Source organism: Dolomitihabitans soli (assembly GCF_022213955.1).
Classification (GTDB): Bacteria; Actinomycetota; Actinomycetes; order Streptosporangiales; family Streptosporangiaceae; genus Streptosporangium_A; species Streptosporangium_A soli.
The window spans coordinates 1-13612 of the sequence record NZ_JAKNTW010000029.1; the positions used below are offsets into that span (position 1 = coordinate 1).

The 13612-nt window shown below is 70.5% G+C and carries 18 protein-coding genes; 17 read left to right on the plus strand and 1 reads right to left on the minus strand.

The features are described from left to right. Window positions 1–36: 36 nt before the first annotated feature. Window positions 37–465 carry a TniQ family protein gene (locus MBA17_RS50715; protein WP_455432933.1) on the minus strand — a complete coding sequence of 143 codons (429 nt, stop codon included), beginning with the start codon at window positions 463–465 and terminating at the stop codon, window positions 37–39. A gap of 129 nt (window positions 466–594) precedes the next feature. Here MBA17_RS50715 and MBA17_RS38370 point away from each other — a divergent pair, with 129 nt between their 5' ends. From MBA17_RS38370 to MBA17_RS38455, 17 genes are all read left to right on the plus strand, one after another. After that, complete coding sequence (locus tag MBA17_RS38370; protein ID WP_238502549.1) at window positions 595–1212, plus strand: TetR family transcriptional regulator; 618 nt, start codon at window positions 595–597, stop codon at window positions 1210–1212. After that, window positions 1209–1400, plus strand: a complete 192-nt coding sequence (locus tag MBA17_RS38375) for a ferredoxin (protein WP_238502550.1) — start codon at window positions 1209–1211, stop codon at window positions 1398–1400. Before MBA17_RS38370 ends, MBA17_RS38375 begins: the two co-directional genes overlap by 4 nt. 14 nt (window positions 1401–1414) lie before the next feature. Beyond that, complete coding sequence (locus MBA17_RS38380) at window positions 1415–2686, plus strand: cytochrome P450 (RefSeq protein ID WP_238502551.1); 1272 nt, start codon at window positions 1415–1417, stop codon at window positions 2684–2686. A 577-nt stretch (window positions 2687–3263) separates the two neighbouring features. Further along, the gene (locus tag MBA17_RS38385) at window positions 3264–4331 is read left to right on the plus strand and encodes a glucose-1-phosphate thymidylyltransferase (protein ID WP_238502552.1); all 1068 of its coding nucleotides are present in this window, start codon (window positions 3264–3266) and stop codon (window positions 4329–4331) included. Beyond that, the gene (locus tag MBA17_RS38390; protein WP_238502553.1) at window positions 4328–5332 is read left to right on the plus strand and encodes a dTDP-glucose 4,6-dehydratase; all 1005 of its coding nucleotides are present in this window, start codon (window positions 4328–4330) and stop codon (window positions 5330–5332) included. The genes MBA17_RS38385 and MBA17_RS38390 overlap by 4 nt, the downstream gene beginning before the upstream one ends. Before the next feature lie 136 nt (window positions 5333–5468). After that, on the plus strand, window positions 5469–5924 hold the full coding sequence (locus MBA17_RS38395) for an anthrone oxygenase family protein (RefSeq protein WP_238502554.1): 456 nt from the start codon (window positions 5469–5471) through the stop codon (window positions 5922–5924). A gap of 153 nt (window positions 5925–6077) precedes the next feature. After that, window positions 6078–6413 carry a TcmI family type II polyketide cyclase gene (locus tag MBA17_RS38400; RefSeq protein WP_238502555.1) on the plus strand — a complete coding sequence of 112 codons (336 nt, stop codon included), beginning with the start codon at window positions 6078–6080 and terminating at the stop codon, window positions 6411–6413. Then, on the plus strand, window positions 6406–6843 hold the full coding sequence (locus MBA17_RS38405; RefSeq protein ID WP_238502556.1) for a cupin domain-containing protein: 438 nt from the start codon (window positions 6406–6408) through the stop codon (window positions 6841–6843). Before MBA17_RS38400 ends, MBA17_RS38405 begins: the two co-directional genes overlap by 8 nt. Beyond that, entirely contained in the window at window positions 6843–8114 is a 1272-nt protein-coding gene (locus tag MBA17_RS38410) for a beta-ketoacyl-[acyl-carrier-protein] synthase family protein (protein ID WP_238502557.1), read from the plus strand. Before MBA17_RS38405 ends, MBA17_RS38410 begins: the two co-directional genes overlap by 1 nt. A 5-nt stretch (window positions 8115–8119) precedes the next feature. Next, on the plus strand, window positions 8120–9355 hold the full coding sequence (locus tag MBA17_RS38415; RefSeq protein ID WP_238502612.1) for a ketosynthase chain-length factor: 1236 nt from the start codon (window positions 8120–8122) through the stop codon (window positions 9353–9355). After that, window positions 9355–10053, plus strand: coding sequence for an SRPBCC family protein (locus MBA17_RS38425; protein WP_455432934.1), 699 nt, complete (start codon window positions 9355–9357; stop codon window positions 10051–10053). Before MBA17_RS38415 ends, MBA17_RS38425 begins: the two co-directional genes overlap by 1 nt. 139 nt (window positions 10054–10192) lie before the next feature. Continuing rightward, the gene (locus tag MBA17_RS38430) at window positions 10193–10924 is read left to right on the plus strand and encodes an SDR family NAD(P)-dependent oxidoreductase (protein ID WP_238502558.1); all 732 of its coding nucleotides are present in this window, start codon (window positions 10193–10195) and stop codon (window positions 10922–10924) included. Between the two features lies 1 nt (window position 10925). Further along, window positions 10926–11243, plus strand: a complete 318-nt coding sequence (locus MBA17_RS38435) for an antibiotic biosynthesis monooxygenase family protein (RefSeq protein ID WP_238502559.1) — start codon at window positions 10926–10928, stop codon at window positions 11241–11243. Beyond that, window positions 11240–11572 carry an antibiotic biosynthesis monooxygenase family protein gene (locus tag MBA17_RS38440; RefSeq protein WP_238502560.1) on the plus strand — a complete coding sequence of 111 codons (333 nt, stop codon included), beginning with the start codon at window positions 11240–11242 and terminating at the stop codon, window positions 11570–11572. The genes MBA17_RS38435 and MBA17_RS38440 overlap by 4 nt, the downstream gene beginning before the upstream one ends. Next, complete coding sequence (locus MBA17_RS38445) at window positions 11569–12300, plus strand: SDR family oxidoreductase (protein ID WP_238502562.1); 732 nt, start codon at window positions 11569–11571, stop codon at window positions 12298–12300. The genes MBA17_RS38440 and MBA17_RS38445 overlap by 4 nt, the downstream gene beginning before the upstream one ends. Further along, window positions 12300–12674 (plus strand): SchA/CurD-like domain-containing protein, encoded by a 375-nt coding sequence (locus MBA17_RS38450; protein WP_238502564.1) that lies wholly within the window; start codon window positions 12300–12302, stop codon window positions 12672–12674. Before MBA17_RS38445 ends, MBA17_RS38450 begins: the two co-directional genes overlap by 1 nt. A 5-nt stretch (window positions 12675–12679) precedes the next feature. Next, the gene (locus tag MBA17_RS38455; protein ID WP_238502566.1) at window positions 12680–13555 is read left to right on the plus strand and encodes an NAD(P)-dependent oxidoreductase; all 876 of its coding nucleotides are present in this window, start codon (window positions 12680–12682) and stop codon (window positions 13553–13555) included. Window positions 13556–13612 lie beyond the last annotated feature (57 nt).

Below are 13612 nucleotides of genomic sequence, written 5' to 3' on the forward strand. Positions count from 1 at the left end.
TAGAAGGGATAGAACTCCGCCGGCGTCATCGCGGTCTCATCCGGATGGCCGCCGACGATCCCGAGGTTGGGCTCGATCCACGGCATCACGCAGTCGATCTGCGGGTAGCGCGCCTTGTAGACGAGCACCCGCCAGGTCCAGGGCAGAGCCGTTGAACACCCCCAGGTGCATATCCCGCACGACCTCGGCGCCTACCCCCGTGGCAGCACTGATCGCCTCGCATACCTCCGTGGTAGCGACGACGCCATACGCCAACGAACGCACATCGCCGGAAACCGGACGCAGGTCCAGTCTCGGCGACTCGGCCATCATCCACGGCGGGCACCCGTTCCGAACCGCCAACCGATCGACCCACGACGCGAGCGACTCGCCAGGCTCGGGAGCGACCACCAACGCCAGCCGCCGGGGCCAGGCCACCATCATTTTTCGAGCCCAACCTCCTGTCGTACGCGCCTCTACTGCCATCTCCGATGGCCCACTGCCATGTCCGCTTCCATCTGGCGTGACGCACTGTCGTCTTCAAGAGCCCCAGACAACGAACGCCGGCACTGATGCCCTGTTGACATATCAAACGAACGCTCTTTTAATTCGTGTATGGGGCGAATCGCAGGGGTAACCGCCGCGGAGACGCGCAAGCGGTTGCTGCACGCGGCAGCGGAGGTCTTCGCCCAGCGCGGTTATGACGGGACGCGCGTGACCGACATCGCCACGGCCGCAGGAGTGAGCAACGGCGCGCTGTACGCTCACTTCGGCTCGAAGGCGGAGCTGCTGGTGGCCGCGCTGCGCGCGCACGGGCCGCGGCTGCTGGCCGACCTGCTGGCCGCCGACCCGGACCGGTCGATCGCGGACCTGCTGCTCGTCGTCGGCCGCCGGCTCCCGAACAGGCGCGACACCCACGGCTACCTCATCGTCGAGGCGCTCGTCGCGGCCCGCCGCGACGAGGACGTCGCCCTGCCGATGCGTGACTACGTCGGCCAGCGCACCGACTGGATCGCCGGGCTCGTCCAGGCCGCCCAGCACGGCGGTGAACTGGACGGCGAGCTGTCATCCGACGCGCTGGCCCACTTCTGCCTGCTGCTCGCGATCGGCAGCGCGCTCATCCCACCCGACCTGCACACGGTCGACGACGAGGAGTGGACCGCGCTGCTCACCCGTGTCGTCACCGCCTTCGCCCCTGCCGACACCACAGCACAGAGGGGAGCCCCACGGTGAAAGTAAAGATCGACGCCGAGCGATGCCAGGGACACGGCCGCTGCTACGACCTCGCCCCCGGCCTGTTCAGCGAGGACGACGAGGGCTACGGCCAGGTGATCGGCGACGGCGTCGTGCAGCCGGGCCAGGAGCAGATGGCGAAGCTGGCCCTGTCCAACTGTCCGGAAAGAGCGATCGAATCCCTCTAGGGAGGAGGCGTCACATGACCGTCGACGACCGCTTCGACCAAGGTTTCCAGGAGACGCTGCGAGGCCGGCCCCTCGCGGCGCGCAGTGAGATCATCACCGGCCCGGTCTCCGACTGGGCAACCGATTTCTCCCACGCCGAGCCCGAGTGGGCCGCCGACCCGTACGCCATCCAGGACGAGTTGCGGCAGCGCTGCCCGATCGCGCACACCGAGCGGTTCGGCGGCGGCTGGCTGCCGACACGCTACGAGGACGTCGCGGCGATCGCCTACGACACCGATCGCTTCTCGTCACGGGCGATCATCGTGAGCAACGTCCGGCCGCCTCGCGAGATCGCGCCGGTGGGCGGCGTACCGCCGATCTCCTCCGACCCGCCGTTCCACCACGACGCTCGCAAGCTGCTGCTGCCGGCGTTCACCAAGACCGCCGTCGCCAAGCAGGAGCGGGCGACGCGAGCGTTCTGCCACTCGCTCATCGACGCGCTGGAGGGGCAGCAGGTCATCGACGCCGCCCGCGACTACGCTCAGCACATCCCGATGCGGGTCATCGCCGACATGCTCGGTTTCCCGCCCGAGGACGGATCGCTGTTCCGCGAATTCGTCGAGAACGCCCTGGAGAGCGTCAACGCCCCGCCCGATGAGCGCGTTGACCGGATGGAGAAGCTGTTCGAGTACCTGTACGCGCAGATACGCGATCACGTCGACGATCCGCGCGATGATCTGACGACCTACCTCATCAACGCTGAGCTCTACGGCGAGAAGCTGGCGCCGGCCCATGTGGCGGGCACGATGGCCCTGTTGCTCATCGCCGGCATCGACACCACCTGGAGCGCGATCGGCGCGTCGCTGTGGCACCTGGCCAAGACACCGGCCGACCGCGAGCGCCTGGTCGCCGAGCCCGCCCTGCTGCCGACCGCGATGGAGGAACTGCTCCGGGCCTACGCGCCGGTCACGATGGCCCGGCTGGTCAAGGAGGACATGCACTGGAACGGCGTCGACATGAAGGCCGACGACTGGATCCTGCTGTCGTTCCCGGCGGCCAACCGCGACCCGGCCCAGTTCGACCGGGCCGATGAGGTCGTCATCGACCGCGAGGTCAACCGGCATGCCGCGTTCGGTCTCGGCATCCACCGGTGCGTGGGCTCACATCTGGCGCGCATGGAGCTGCGGGTCGCGCTCGAGGTCTGGCTGGAGCGCTTTCCGGCCTTCAGTCTCGAAGATCCATCCGCGGTGACCTGGGCCGCGAGCCAGGTCCGCGGGCCGCGCACGCTCCCGCTCCGCATCGGCTGACCGCGTCCAGGGGTTCGAATGACCTTCGAGCCCCTGGCCGCCCAAACCGTGGCTGCGACGAGCTGGACGAGGCCGCTGCGAGGTAACCGGGTGACGGTCCCGGAGAGCATACCGGCGCTGAGCCCGCCGACTGCGATCGCGGACAGAAAGAGCCCCAGGGTCTGGGGGTCGCCCTCGAAGCGGATCTCGTTGATCAGGGGGAAGAGCGCGATCGGCATGGCCAGGACGGTGGCGGCGAGGTCGGTGGCGAAGGAGCCCCAAAGGGTGGGGCGCCGAAGGATGATCAGCCGGCCCCCTCGGGCTGAGCGCCTGATCGCCGGTGGGACTGTCGCCCGGCCGTTCCAGAGTGTCCGCCACCTCGTCGACGACGTGAGCGCCGCCACCGCCTGCGCACCAGGACCACGGCGGCTCCTGCTGTCCGGACCGGCCAGGCGGTGGCGGCCTTCCTGAAACGCCGAGGCAAGGGTGTCACGTTCTGAGCCGGCCGGACGAGAGGCTCTCGACCTTCGCTCCACCGTCCTGCCAGCTGGGTGGACGACCCTCGAGGGTGGATCACTCCGCCTCTGGAAGGCCGACAATGAAGGCTCTCGTCCTCGCCGGCGGGCCCGGAACACGCCTGCGCCCACTCACCCACACCCTGCCCAGGCATCTCCTTCCCATCGCCAACAAACCCGTTCTGCACTACGGACTCCAGGCCATCAGGAACGCCGCGATCACCCAGGTCGGCATCATCGTGGACGACCGCGACCACCAGGTGCGCCGCGATGTCGGCAACGGATCGGCGTTCGGCCTGGAGGTGTCCTACATCCCCCAGGACGCTCCCCTGGGGCTCGCCCACTGCATCCTGATCGCGCGGGACTTCCTGGGCGACGACGACTTCGTGCTCTATCTCGGCGACAACGTCATCCTTGAGGGAGTCGTCGCGCTCAGGGACAAGTTCCTCAAGCGCCGGCCCGCCGCGATGGTGATGACCGGCAGGGTGCCCGACGCGACGGGCTTCGGCGTCGCCGAACTCGGCGGCGCGGACCGGGTCATCCGCCTGGAGGAGAAGCCGCGCAGCCCGCGCAGCGACCTGGCGGTGATCGGAGCGTACGCGTTCTCGCCCGCGATCCATCAGGCGGTGCGCAGCATCACACCGAACTGGCGCCGCGAACGGGAGATCACCGACGCCCTCACCTGGCTGATCGACCACGACTACGAGGTCGTCACCCATGTCGTGAACGGCTACTGGAGGGACACCGGGCGGATCGACGACCTGCTCGACTGCAACCGTGAGGTGCTCGGCAGGATGCAACCCGCGATCCGCGGCACGGTCGACGACGACAGTGAGCTGGTCGGCCAGGTCGTCGTGGAGGAGGGTGCGCGCGTGATCGCGTCCCGCGTCCAGGGACCCGCGATCATCGGCGGCGACACCGTCCTCGCCCGGAGCTCCATCGGGCCGTGCACGTCGATCGGTCCCGAGTGCGAGATCACGGACTGCGGGATCGAGGACTCCATCGTGCTCGACGGCTGCACGCTCGACGGCGTGCGCGGCATCCGCGAGTCGGTGATCGGCAGATCCGTCCGGCTCGGCGTTCAGCAGGGTAATGCGAACGGTCGCCGCCTCATCCTGGGTGACCACAGCGAGGTGCTGATCCAGCCATGAGGATCCTGGTCACCGGTGGCGCCGGCTTCATCGGATCCCACTACGTGCGCCGCCTCCTCGCCGGCGACTACCCGGGCTACCCGGACGTGGCCGTCACCGTCGTGGACAAAGTGACCCACACGGGCAACCTCGCGAACCTGCCCCTGGACCACCCGCGTCTCTCCTTCGTCAAGGCCGACGTCTGCGACGCCTCGGCGCTCTACGACGTGGTACGCGGTCACGACGCCGTCGTCCATCTGGCGGCCGAGCCCCCCGCCGGCCGTACGCTGCTCGGCTCGGGAGAGTACGTCATCAGCAACGTGCTCGGCACCCGGGCCGTCCTGGAGTGCTGCCTGCGAGCGGGTGTGGAACGCGTCGTCCAGGTGTCCACCGGGAAGGTGTACGGCTCGATCGGCACCGGCTCGTGGACCGAGCGGCACGCCCTGCGGCCCAGCTCGCCGTACGCGGCGTCGAAGGCCGCCGGAGACCTGCTCGCCCTGGCCTACCACCGGAGCCACCGCCTGCCGGTGTCGGTCACCCGATGCTCGAACACCTACGGGCCCCGCCAGTTCATCGGGAAGATCATCCCGAGGTTCGTCACCGACCTGCTCGACGGGAGGCTGGTCCGGCTCCACGGTGACGGCCTCCACACGCGGGAGTGGCTGCACGTCGACGACCACTGCCGGGGTCTGCAGCTGGTCCTGGACGGCGGACGGCCCGGGCAGGTCTACCACCTGGGCGGCGGCAGGGAGCTCACCAACAGGGAACTCGCCGGCCGGCTGGTCGGGCTCTGCGGCTCCAGCTGGGAACAGGTCCGGTTCGCCGCCGACCGGGAGGGACAGGACAGGCGCCACTCCCTCGACTGCGGCAAGGCGGAACGTGAACTCGGCTACCTGCCCCGCATCCCGTTCGACGACGGTCTCGCCGAGGTCGTCGGCTGGTACCGCGACAACCGGGGGTGGTGGGCCCCGGCGCGTGAGACGGCCGATCTCACCGGACCCGGCCCGGCGCGGCGATGGTGAGCGTTCTGGAGTTCAACGAGCTTCCAGCCGTCCTGGAGCGTCACATCGATCCTTGATCGTATGGACGACTTCCGGCGGCGCACACGCCGCGCACCCGCCTCTCCCCGCCCACGACCGAAGGCGGGGTGAACCGCCGATGATCTCGCAGACGTTGAGCATCCCGGCCCTGATCGGCAGCGGCATCGTCGCCGGCGTGCTGTTCGCCGTGGCGCTCAACACGGTACCCGCCCTGATGTCCATGTCGCCGGACATGTACATCCGCTCACACCAGTCGCTCCAACGCAACTGGGATCCGACCATGCCCGTGATCGTGCTCGCCAGCGCCGCCACCGACCTCGGCCTCGTCGTCGTCGTGGAGCGATCACCGGGCAGGGGCCTCTTCGCGATGGCGGCCGTGTGCCTGATCGGCGTGGCCATCGTGTCCCACCTGTGCAACGTGCCCATCAACCGCCGGGTGCGCCGGCTCGACCCGGACTTCATCCCGGCCGACTGGCTCGACCCGCGGCCCGCCTGGCGGGGATGGCACCTGCTGCGCACCGCGCTCGCCCTCATCGCGCTGGCGCTCAACAGCGTCGCGGTCACGCTCACCTGATCGCGCGGCCGGGCCGATGGCGCCGTCGTCGAACGAGGGACGACCGGCCGTGGACCAGGCGTCGACCAGGCCGCGAACCGGCCGGCCCATCGTGCTCGGGCAAGGTCCCTCCCGCACAGGGCGAGCAATGAAAGCACCAGGAGAGGAGCTGCCGTGAACAGACTGATCGTCGCCCGGATGGACGCCACGAGCGCGGACGCCGTGGCAGAGATCTTCACCGGCTCCGACGCCACGGACCTGCCGCACCTGATCGGTGTCTCACGCCGGACGCTCTTCCGCTTCCACGACCTCTACTTCCACCTCGTGGAGGCCGGGGAGGACGTCACCGAACGTCTCTACCGGGCGCGCGGCCATCCGCTGTACCAGGACGTCGCCCGGCGGCTGGCCGTACACATGCGCCCCTATGACCCGAACTGGCGGGAACCCAAGGACGCCATGGCGATTCCCTTCTATCAGTGGGAAGTAGGGCGGGGCCGTGCCGATGCCTGAGACGAGCCCGGCGCGAGCCGTACGGAAGATCGCCGCCTGCGACGTGGCGCCCAACCGCCGGCGCGGCGGAGACATCCGGGTGCTCCTCAGCCCGACGACGGTGGGAGCCTCCACGGGTTTCACGGGTGTGCTCACCCTTCAGGCCGGCGAATACGTCTCCGAGCACTATCACCCCTATTCCGAGGAGTTCCTGTACGTCGTCCGTGGCGGGATCGAGGTCCGGGTCGACGGCGAGAGGATCACGCTCGACTCCGGGGAAGGCATCATGATCCCGATCGGGGCGCGGCACCGGGTGACGAACTTCACGGCTGAGCCGGCGCTGGTCGTCTTCCACCTGTGCCCGCTGGCTCCGCGGCCGGACCTCGGGCACGTCGACACCGAGGCCCTCCCCCACCCCGTGGAGCCCGTGCCGAACGTCGGGGACCGGTGATGAGCGGGCGCCGGGCCGTCATCACCGGAATCGGCGTCTGCGCCCCCGGCGGAATCGGCCGCAAGGCTTTCTGGGAGCTGCTCGCGGCGGGCCGTACGGCGACCCGCACGATCACCTTCTTCGACCCGGCGGGCTTCCGCTCCCAGATGGCCGCGGAGTGCGACTTCGATCCGGCCGCCGAGGGTCTCACGCCGCAGGAGATCAGGCGGATGGATCGCGCCGCCCAGCTGGCCGTGGTGTCCGCCAGGGAGGCGTGGTCGGACAGCGGGCTCGGCGCCGGCCATGTCCCGGCCGAGCGCATCGGCACCAGCATCGGCAGCGCGGTCGGCTGCACCATGGGGCTGGAGGAGGAGTACGTCGTCGTCAGCGACGGAGGCAGGCGCTGGCTCGTCGACTCCGGCTATGCCGTGCCGCAGCTCTACGGCTACCTGGTGCCGAGCACGCTGGCCTGCGAGGTGGCGTGGGCCTGCGGGGCGGAGGGACCGGCCGCGCTGATCTCCACGGGCTGCACCTCGGGGCTGGACGCCGTCGGCCACGGGTGCCAGCTCATCCAGGAGGGCTCCGCCGACATCGTGGTGGCGGGCGCCACCGACGCCCCGATCTCCCCCATCACCGTCGCCTGCTTCGACGCGATCAGGGCCACCTCGCCGAACAACGGCGACCCCGCGCACGCCTCCCGCCCGTTCGACCGCCGCCGCGACGGCTTCGTGCTGGGCGAGGGCGCGGCGATCCTGGTGCTGGAGGAGCTGACGGCCGCCCGGCGGCGCGGCGCGTCCGTCTACTGTGAAATCGCCGGGTTCTCCGGCCGGTCCAACGCCTTCCACATGACCGGCCTCAAACCCGACGGCAGGGAGATGGCGGAGGCGATCCGCGTCGCCATGGACCAGGCGCGGCTGAACCCCGGGGACGTCGACTACATCAACGCCCACGGCTCCGGGACCAAGCAGAACGACCGGCACGAGACCGCCGCGTTCAAGCGGAGCCTCGGCGAGCGGGCCCGGCAGGTGCCGGTGAGCTCGATCAAGTCCATGGTCGGGCACTCGCTCGGCGCCATCGGCTCGATCGAGGTCGCCGCCTGCGCGCTCGCGATGGAGCACCAGGTCGTCCCGCCGACGGCCAACCTGCACGAGCCCGACCCCGAATGCGATCTCGACTACGTGCCGGTGACGGCCCGGGAGCACCCGATCGACGTGGTGCTGAGCGTGGGCAGCGGCTTCGGCGGCTTCCAGACCGCGATGGTGCTCGCCGCCCCGCACAAGGCGGACGGGTGACGGTCATGCCCGTGTTCACCGGCATAGGCGTCGTCGCGCCCAACGGGTGCGGCGCCGACGCCTACTGGGCCGCGGTCCTGGAGGGCAGGAGCGGCATCGATCGCATCACCCGGTTCGACGCCGGCGGCTACCCGACGCGTCTCGCCGGCGAGGTCCGCGACTTCACGGCCGCGGATCACGTGCCCAGCCGCCTCCTCGTCGAGACGGATCGCTGGACCCACCTCGGCCTGGCGGCGGCGGCGATGGCCCTGGACGACGCCGCGGCCGACCCCGCGGCGTTCTCCGAGTACGAGATGGCGGTGGCGACGGCGAGTTCCTCCGGGGGCGCCGAGTTCGGCCAGCGGGAGATCGAACACCTGTGGAGCAGGGGCCCGCGCCACGTCGGCGTCTACCAGTCCATCGCCTGGTTCTACGCGGCGACGACCGGCCAGATCTCGATCCGGCACGGGATGCGCGGCCCCTGCGGGGTGATCGCGGCGGAGCAGGCCGGCGGGCTCGACACGGTGGCGCAGGCCCGCAGGCTCATCCGGGCGGGCACCCGGCTGGCGGTCGTCGGCGGCACGGACGCCTCCCTGTCCCCCTACGGCCTGACCACGCAGCTCCCCACCGGACTGTTGAGCACGAGCCGGGACCGCACCCGCGCCTACCTGCCCTTCGACATCGAGGCGTGCGGTTACCTGCCCGGCGAAGGCGGCGCGATGCTCATCGTGGAGGACGCCGGCTCCGCGCGGTCCAGAGGGGTCGAACGTCCCTACGGCGAGGTCGCCGGCTACGCGGCCACCTTCGACCCGCGGCCGGGGTCGGGTCGCTCACCCGGATTGCGGCGGGCCATCGAGGGCGCGCTCGCGGACGCCGCGCTGTCCCCCGCCGACATCGACGTCGTCTTCGCCGACGCCATCGCCGTCCCGGAACTGGACACGGACGAGTCCGCGTCGATCGCGGCGGTCTTCGGCCCGCGCCGCGTGCCGGTGACCGCCCCTAAGACGATGACCGGGCGCCTGTACGGCGGCGGCTCCGCCCTCGATCTGGCCACCGCCCTGCTGATGCTCAGACACCAGGTCATCCCGCCCACCGTCGGCGTCCGCGAGGTGGCGGCCCAGCACGAGATCGATCTGGTGCTGAGCCGTCCGAGACCCGGCCCGGTGCGCAGTGCGCTGATCCTCGCCCGCGGTCACGGCGGGTTCAACTCCGCCCTGATCGTCAGAGCGGTCACCTCATCGAACACGACATGGAGGACGTGATGCCCGAACTCACCTTCGACCATCTCAGAAGGCTGATGCGGGAAAGCGGCGGCGTCGACGAGGACGTCGACCTCGACGGCGACATCCTGGACAGGTCGTTCCCCGATCTCGGCTACGACTCCCTGGCGGTCCTGGAGATCGGCTCACGGATCGAACGCGAGTACGGCATCGCGGTCCCCGACGAGGCGATCAGCGAGATCACCACGCCCCGGCACCTGGCCGACTTCGTCCGCCGGAAGCTGACGGGCGCCGGGCACACCGACAACTCGATCACCATCGCCGCGCCGTACGACCTGGTGTGGTCGATGACCAACGACGTCGAGTCGTGGCCGGAGCTGTTCAGCGAGTACGCCTCGGTGGAGATCCTGGACCGCCGGGCCGGCTCCGTCCGTTTCCGGCTCACCATGCATCCGGACGAGGACGGCAACGTGTGGAGCTGGGTCTCCGAGCGGACGCCCGACCGGCGGACCGGCACGGTCCGCGCGCACCGGGTGGAGACGGGGCCGTTCGCGTACATGCGCATCTTCTGGGAGTACCGGGAGGTCGCGGACGGCGTGCGGATGCGCTGGGTGCAGGACTTCCGGATGAAGCCGTCCGCCCCGGTCGACGACTACGCGATGACCGATCACCTCAACCGCAACACGGTCGTCCAGATGAACCGGATCAAGGGGATCATCGAGGCGGCGGCCAGGTCGTGATCACCACCCTGGTGAACGGGCCTCGTTGGACCCGTACTCGCCCCGCACGGCCGCGGGAATCTCGTCCGGACCCTCATCGCCTTCCTGGCCCTGAGGACGAACACGGTGGCGACCGCCGCCCTCATCCGACGGAGTGACAGTGGACATCCGACTGACGAGCAAGAACATCCTGGTGACGGGGGGTACCCGAGGGATCGGCAGATCCATCGTGCGCACGTTCGCCGACGCCGGGGCCAACGTGCTGACCTGCTACCGGCAGGACGAGGAGGGCGCGGAGAGCCTGGTCGAAGAGCTGAGGGAAGTCGGCGGCGAGCACCACGTGGTGAAGGCCGACGTCGGCGGCCCCGCGGGCGTCGACCTCCTGATGAAGGAGTGCGCGACCCGGCTCGGCCACCTCGACGTGGTGGTGAACAACGCTGGCTTCATCACACATGTCCCGTTCGCCGAGCTGTCGGCGGAGGAGTGGCGCACGGCCCTCGACACCAACCTCACTTCCGCCATGCTCGTCATCCAGCAGGCCCTGCCGCTGCTGACCCCCGGCGCGTCGATCGTGAACGTGGGCTCGCGGGCGGCGACCGTCGGCGTCCCGCTGCGCGCCCACTACACCGCCGCCAAGGCGGGACTCATCGGCCTGACACGCTCGCTCGCCAAGGAGCTCGGCCCACGCGGCTTCCGCGTCAACGTCGTGGCGCCCGGCCCGGTGGAGACCGACAGGGAGGTCGCCCCGGAGGTGCGGGAACGTTACCAGCGGCTGATCGCGCTCGGCAGGCTCGGCCGCCCGCAGGAGATCGCGAACGTGGTGGCGTTCCTGGCCGCTGACCTGTCCAGCTTCGTGACCGGCGAGACGATCAACGTGGACGGAGGAGTGTGACGTGTCCTTCAGGGTGATGCTGCGGATGCAGATCCGTCCGGGCATGGAGCAGGAGTTCGAACAGACCTGGTACGAGATCGGTGGCGAGATCACCGGCCACTCCGCCAACCTCGGCCAGTGGCTCGCCAAGAGCGCCGAGGAGGCGGGTGTCTACTACGTCGTCAGCGACTGGATCGACGAACCGCGCTTCCGCGGGTTCGAGTGCAGCACCGGCCATCGGGACCACCGGGCCAGACTCCACCCGTACCGCTCCAGCGGGTCCATGACCACCATGCACGTCATATTCGCGATGACCGGCGCCGGGGGGCGGGTCTCGTGACGGCCCGCGTGCGCGTCCTGGTCTACGCGACGGAACCCGGCGACGGCGAGCCCGGCGCCGTCACCCGCGCCTACCACCGCATCAGCGGCGACCTCGCCGGCACCCGCGGACTGCTCGGCAACGAGTTGCTGCGATCGGTCCACGATCCCAGCGGCTTCGTGGTGATGAGCGAATGGGAGAGCCTGCCCGCCTTCCGCGCCTGGGAGGAGGGAGCCGGGCACCGGCAGGCGACGGCTCCGCTGCGGCCCTACCAGGACCACACCCGCGAACAGCCGTTCGCCGTCTACGCCGTCGAGGCGGCCTACCCGGCGCAGGAGGGCCCGCCATGAAGATCCCCGGCAGCAGAATCCTGCTCACTGGAGGAACCCGCGGGATCGGCCTGGCCACCGCGCTCGCGCTGGCCGGGGCGGGCGCACGCCTCGTCACCTGCTACCACGGAGACGAATCCGCCGCGAAGGAACTGGCCGCCGAACTCGACGCGATCGGCGGCGGGCACCGGGTCGTTCAGGCGGACGTCACGAACGCCCACGACGTCGCCCGGCTGATCGACGTCTGCGCGGCGACGCTCGGCGGGCTGGACGTGCTGGTCAACAACGCCGGTGTGGACGGGGTGGCGCCGCTGGCCGGCCTCTCCCCCGCCGAGTGGCACCGGGTGATCGAGGTCGACCTCACCGCCGTGTACCTCGTCACTCAGGCCGCGCTCCCCCTGCTCTCCGCCCGGTCGTCCGTGATCAACCTGGGCGCCTCGGCGGCCCTGCGCGGACGGCCGGGCAGCGCCCACTACACGGCGGCCAAGGCGGCCCTCGTCGGGCTCACCCGCTCACTCGCCAAGGAACTGGGCCCGCGCGGGATCCGCGTCAACATCGTCGCCCCGGGCGTCGTCGACACCGGACCGGGCGGCGGCCCCCCTCCCGAGGTCCGCGACCGGCTCCGGGCCATGACCGCCCTGGGCCGGCTCGGCACGCCCGAGGAGGTGGCGGGCGCCGTGCTCTTCCTCGCCGGCGACCTCTCCGGATACATCTCCGGGATCACCCTGAACGTGGATGGAGGCATCTGATGCCGTACGCAGCGATCACCTACAAGGTCAAGCCGGGTCACGAAGACGAGATCGCCGAGATCTTCGCCGGATTCCAGCGCGTCAGCTCGCCCACGCTGTACGGCGACGACGGAACCGAGTCCGGCCGGCTGCTGGGAACCGCCGTGTTCGTCAAGGACGAGTTCATGGTGCGGGTCATCCATTACGAGGGCGACCTCGCCGACGTGGCCAGGAAGATGGCCGGGCACCCAGGCGTCCACCATCTGGAGGAACGGCTCGCCCCCCATCTGGCGGAACGCCGCGACACCAGCACGCCCGCGGGGTTCGGCGACTACTTCAGGAACGCGACGATGCGCTGCGTCTCCCAGCTGGCTCCCGACGCCCCGAACGGCTGAGCGGGATGGACCTGCCGAGGATCACCCTCATCGGGCTGGGCGGCATGGGCGCGGGAATGGGGCTGCGGCTCCTCGACGAAGGCTTTCCGCTGCACGTGTACAACAGGACGCCCGAGAAGGGGAGGCCGCTCATCGAGGCCGGCGCCCGGACGGCGGAGAGCCTCACCGCGACCGTGGCCGAAGCCGACGTCGTGCTGCTGAGCCTCAGCGACGAGGAGGCCGTCGAGGAGATGGTGTTCGGACGGCTGGCTCCCGCCCTCCGCCCGGGCATGCTGCTGATCGACACGACCACGGTCTCCCCCGAGTACGCTCGCCGGTCGGCGGCACGGCTGAGGGCCGCGGACGTCGGCCGCGTGGAGGCATGTGTGGTCGGCAACCCGCTGATGGCGAGGGCGGGCCGACTGCGCCTCTTCACCGCGGGAGATCCCGGCGACGTGGAGCGCGTCGCCGGCCTGCTCAGGGCACTCGGCCGTCAGGTCACGCACCTGGGCGGGGACGGCCGGGCGTGCGCCCTGAAGCTGGCCTTCAACCTGCTCCTCGGGGCGCAGACCGCCGCGCTGGCCGAAGCGGTGGCCTACGGCGTGCGCGCGGGGATCGACCAGGAGGTCCTGCTCGACACGATGGCGGGCGAGGGGGGCGCGCTCGCCTCGCCCCTGCTCACCTTCCGCGCGGATTTCATGCGCAGCGGGGTCTACGAACCGCCCGCGTTCCGGGCGAGTCTGATGGCGAAGGACCTCCATCTGGTACGGCGTGACGCGGCCCGGCTCGGGCTCACGCTGCCGTTGACCGACTCCGCGGCGGCGCGGTTCGACGCCGCCGTCACCGCGGGCGACGGCGACAAGGACGCCGCGGTGATCCTCCGGGTACGGGAACGCCGCTGAATCGGCGCCCTCGCCCGGACCGCGTCCGGTGACGCGCCACAGGAGCGAACCGCGGTC

What these genes read in the sequence shown, in the direction of transcription:
- MBA17_RS50715 (WP_455432933.1), bottom strand. Translation starts at nt 465, where the DNA reads ATGGCAGTAGAGGCGCGTACGACAGGAGGTTGGGCTCGAAAAATGATG.
- MBA17_RS38370 (WP_238502549.1), top strand. Translation starts at nt 595, where the DNA reads ATGGGGCGAATCGCAGGGGTAACCGCCGCGGAGACGCGCAAGCGGTTG.
- MBA17_RS38380 (WP_238502551.1), top strand. Translation starts at nt 1,415, where the DNA reads ATGACCGTCGACGACCGCTTCGACCAAGGTTTCCAGGAGACGCTGCGA.
- MBA17_RS38385 (WP_238502552.1), top strand. Translation starts at nt 3,264, where the DNA reads ATGAAGGCTCTCGTCCTCGCCGGCGGGCCCGGAACACGCCTGCGCCCA.
- MBA17_RS38390 (WP_238502553.1), top strand. Translation starts at nt 4,328, where the DNA reads ATGAGGATCCTGGTCACCGGTGGCGCCGGCTTCATCGGATCCCACTAC.
- MBA17_RS38395 (WP_238502554.1), top strand. Translation starts at nt 5,469, where the DNA reads ATGATCTCGCAGACGTTGAGCATCCCGGCCCTGATCGGCAGCGGCATC.
- MBA17_RS38405 (WP_238502556.1), top strand. Translation starts at nt 6,406, where the DNA reads ATGCCTGAGACGAGCCCGGCGCGAGCCGTACGGAAGATCGCCGCCTGC.
- MBA17_RS38410 (WP_238502557.1), top strand. Translation starts at nt 6,843, where the DNA reads ATGAGCGGGCGCCGGGCCGTCATCACCGGAATCGGCGTCTGCGCCCCC.
- MBA17_RS38415 (WP_238502612.1), top strand. Translation starts at nt 8,120, where the DNA reads ATGCCCGTGTTCACCGGCATAGGCGTCGTCGCGCCCAACGGGTGCGGC.
- MBA17_RS38425 (WP_455432934.1), top strand. Translation starts at nt 9,355, where the DNA reads ATGCCCGAACTCACCTTCGACCATCTCAGAAGGCTGATGCGGGAAAGC.
- MBA17_RS38445 (WP_238502562.1), top strand. Translation starts at nt 11,569, where the DNA reads ATGAAGATCCCCGGCAGCAGAATCCTGCTCACTGGAGGAACCCGCGGG.
- MBA17_RS38450 (WP_238502564.1), top strand. Translation starts at nt 12,300, where the DNA reads ATGCCGTACGCAGCGATCACCTACAAGGTCAAGCCGGGTCACGAAGAC.
- MBA17_RS38455 (WP_238502566.1), top strand. Translation starts at nt 12,680, where the DNA reads ATGGACCTGCCGAGGATCACCCTCATCGGGCTGGGCGGCATGGGCGCG.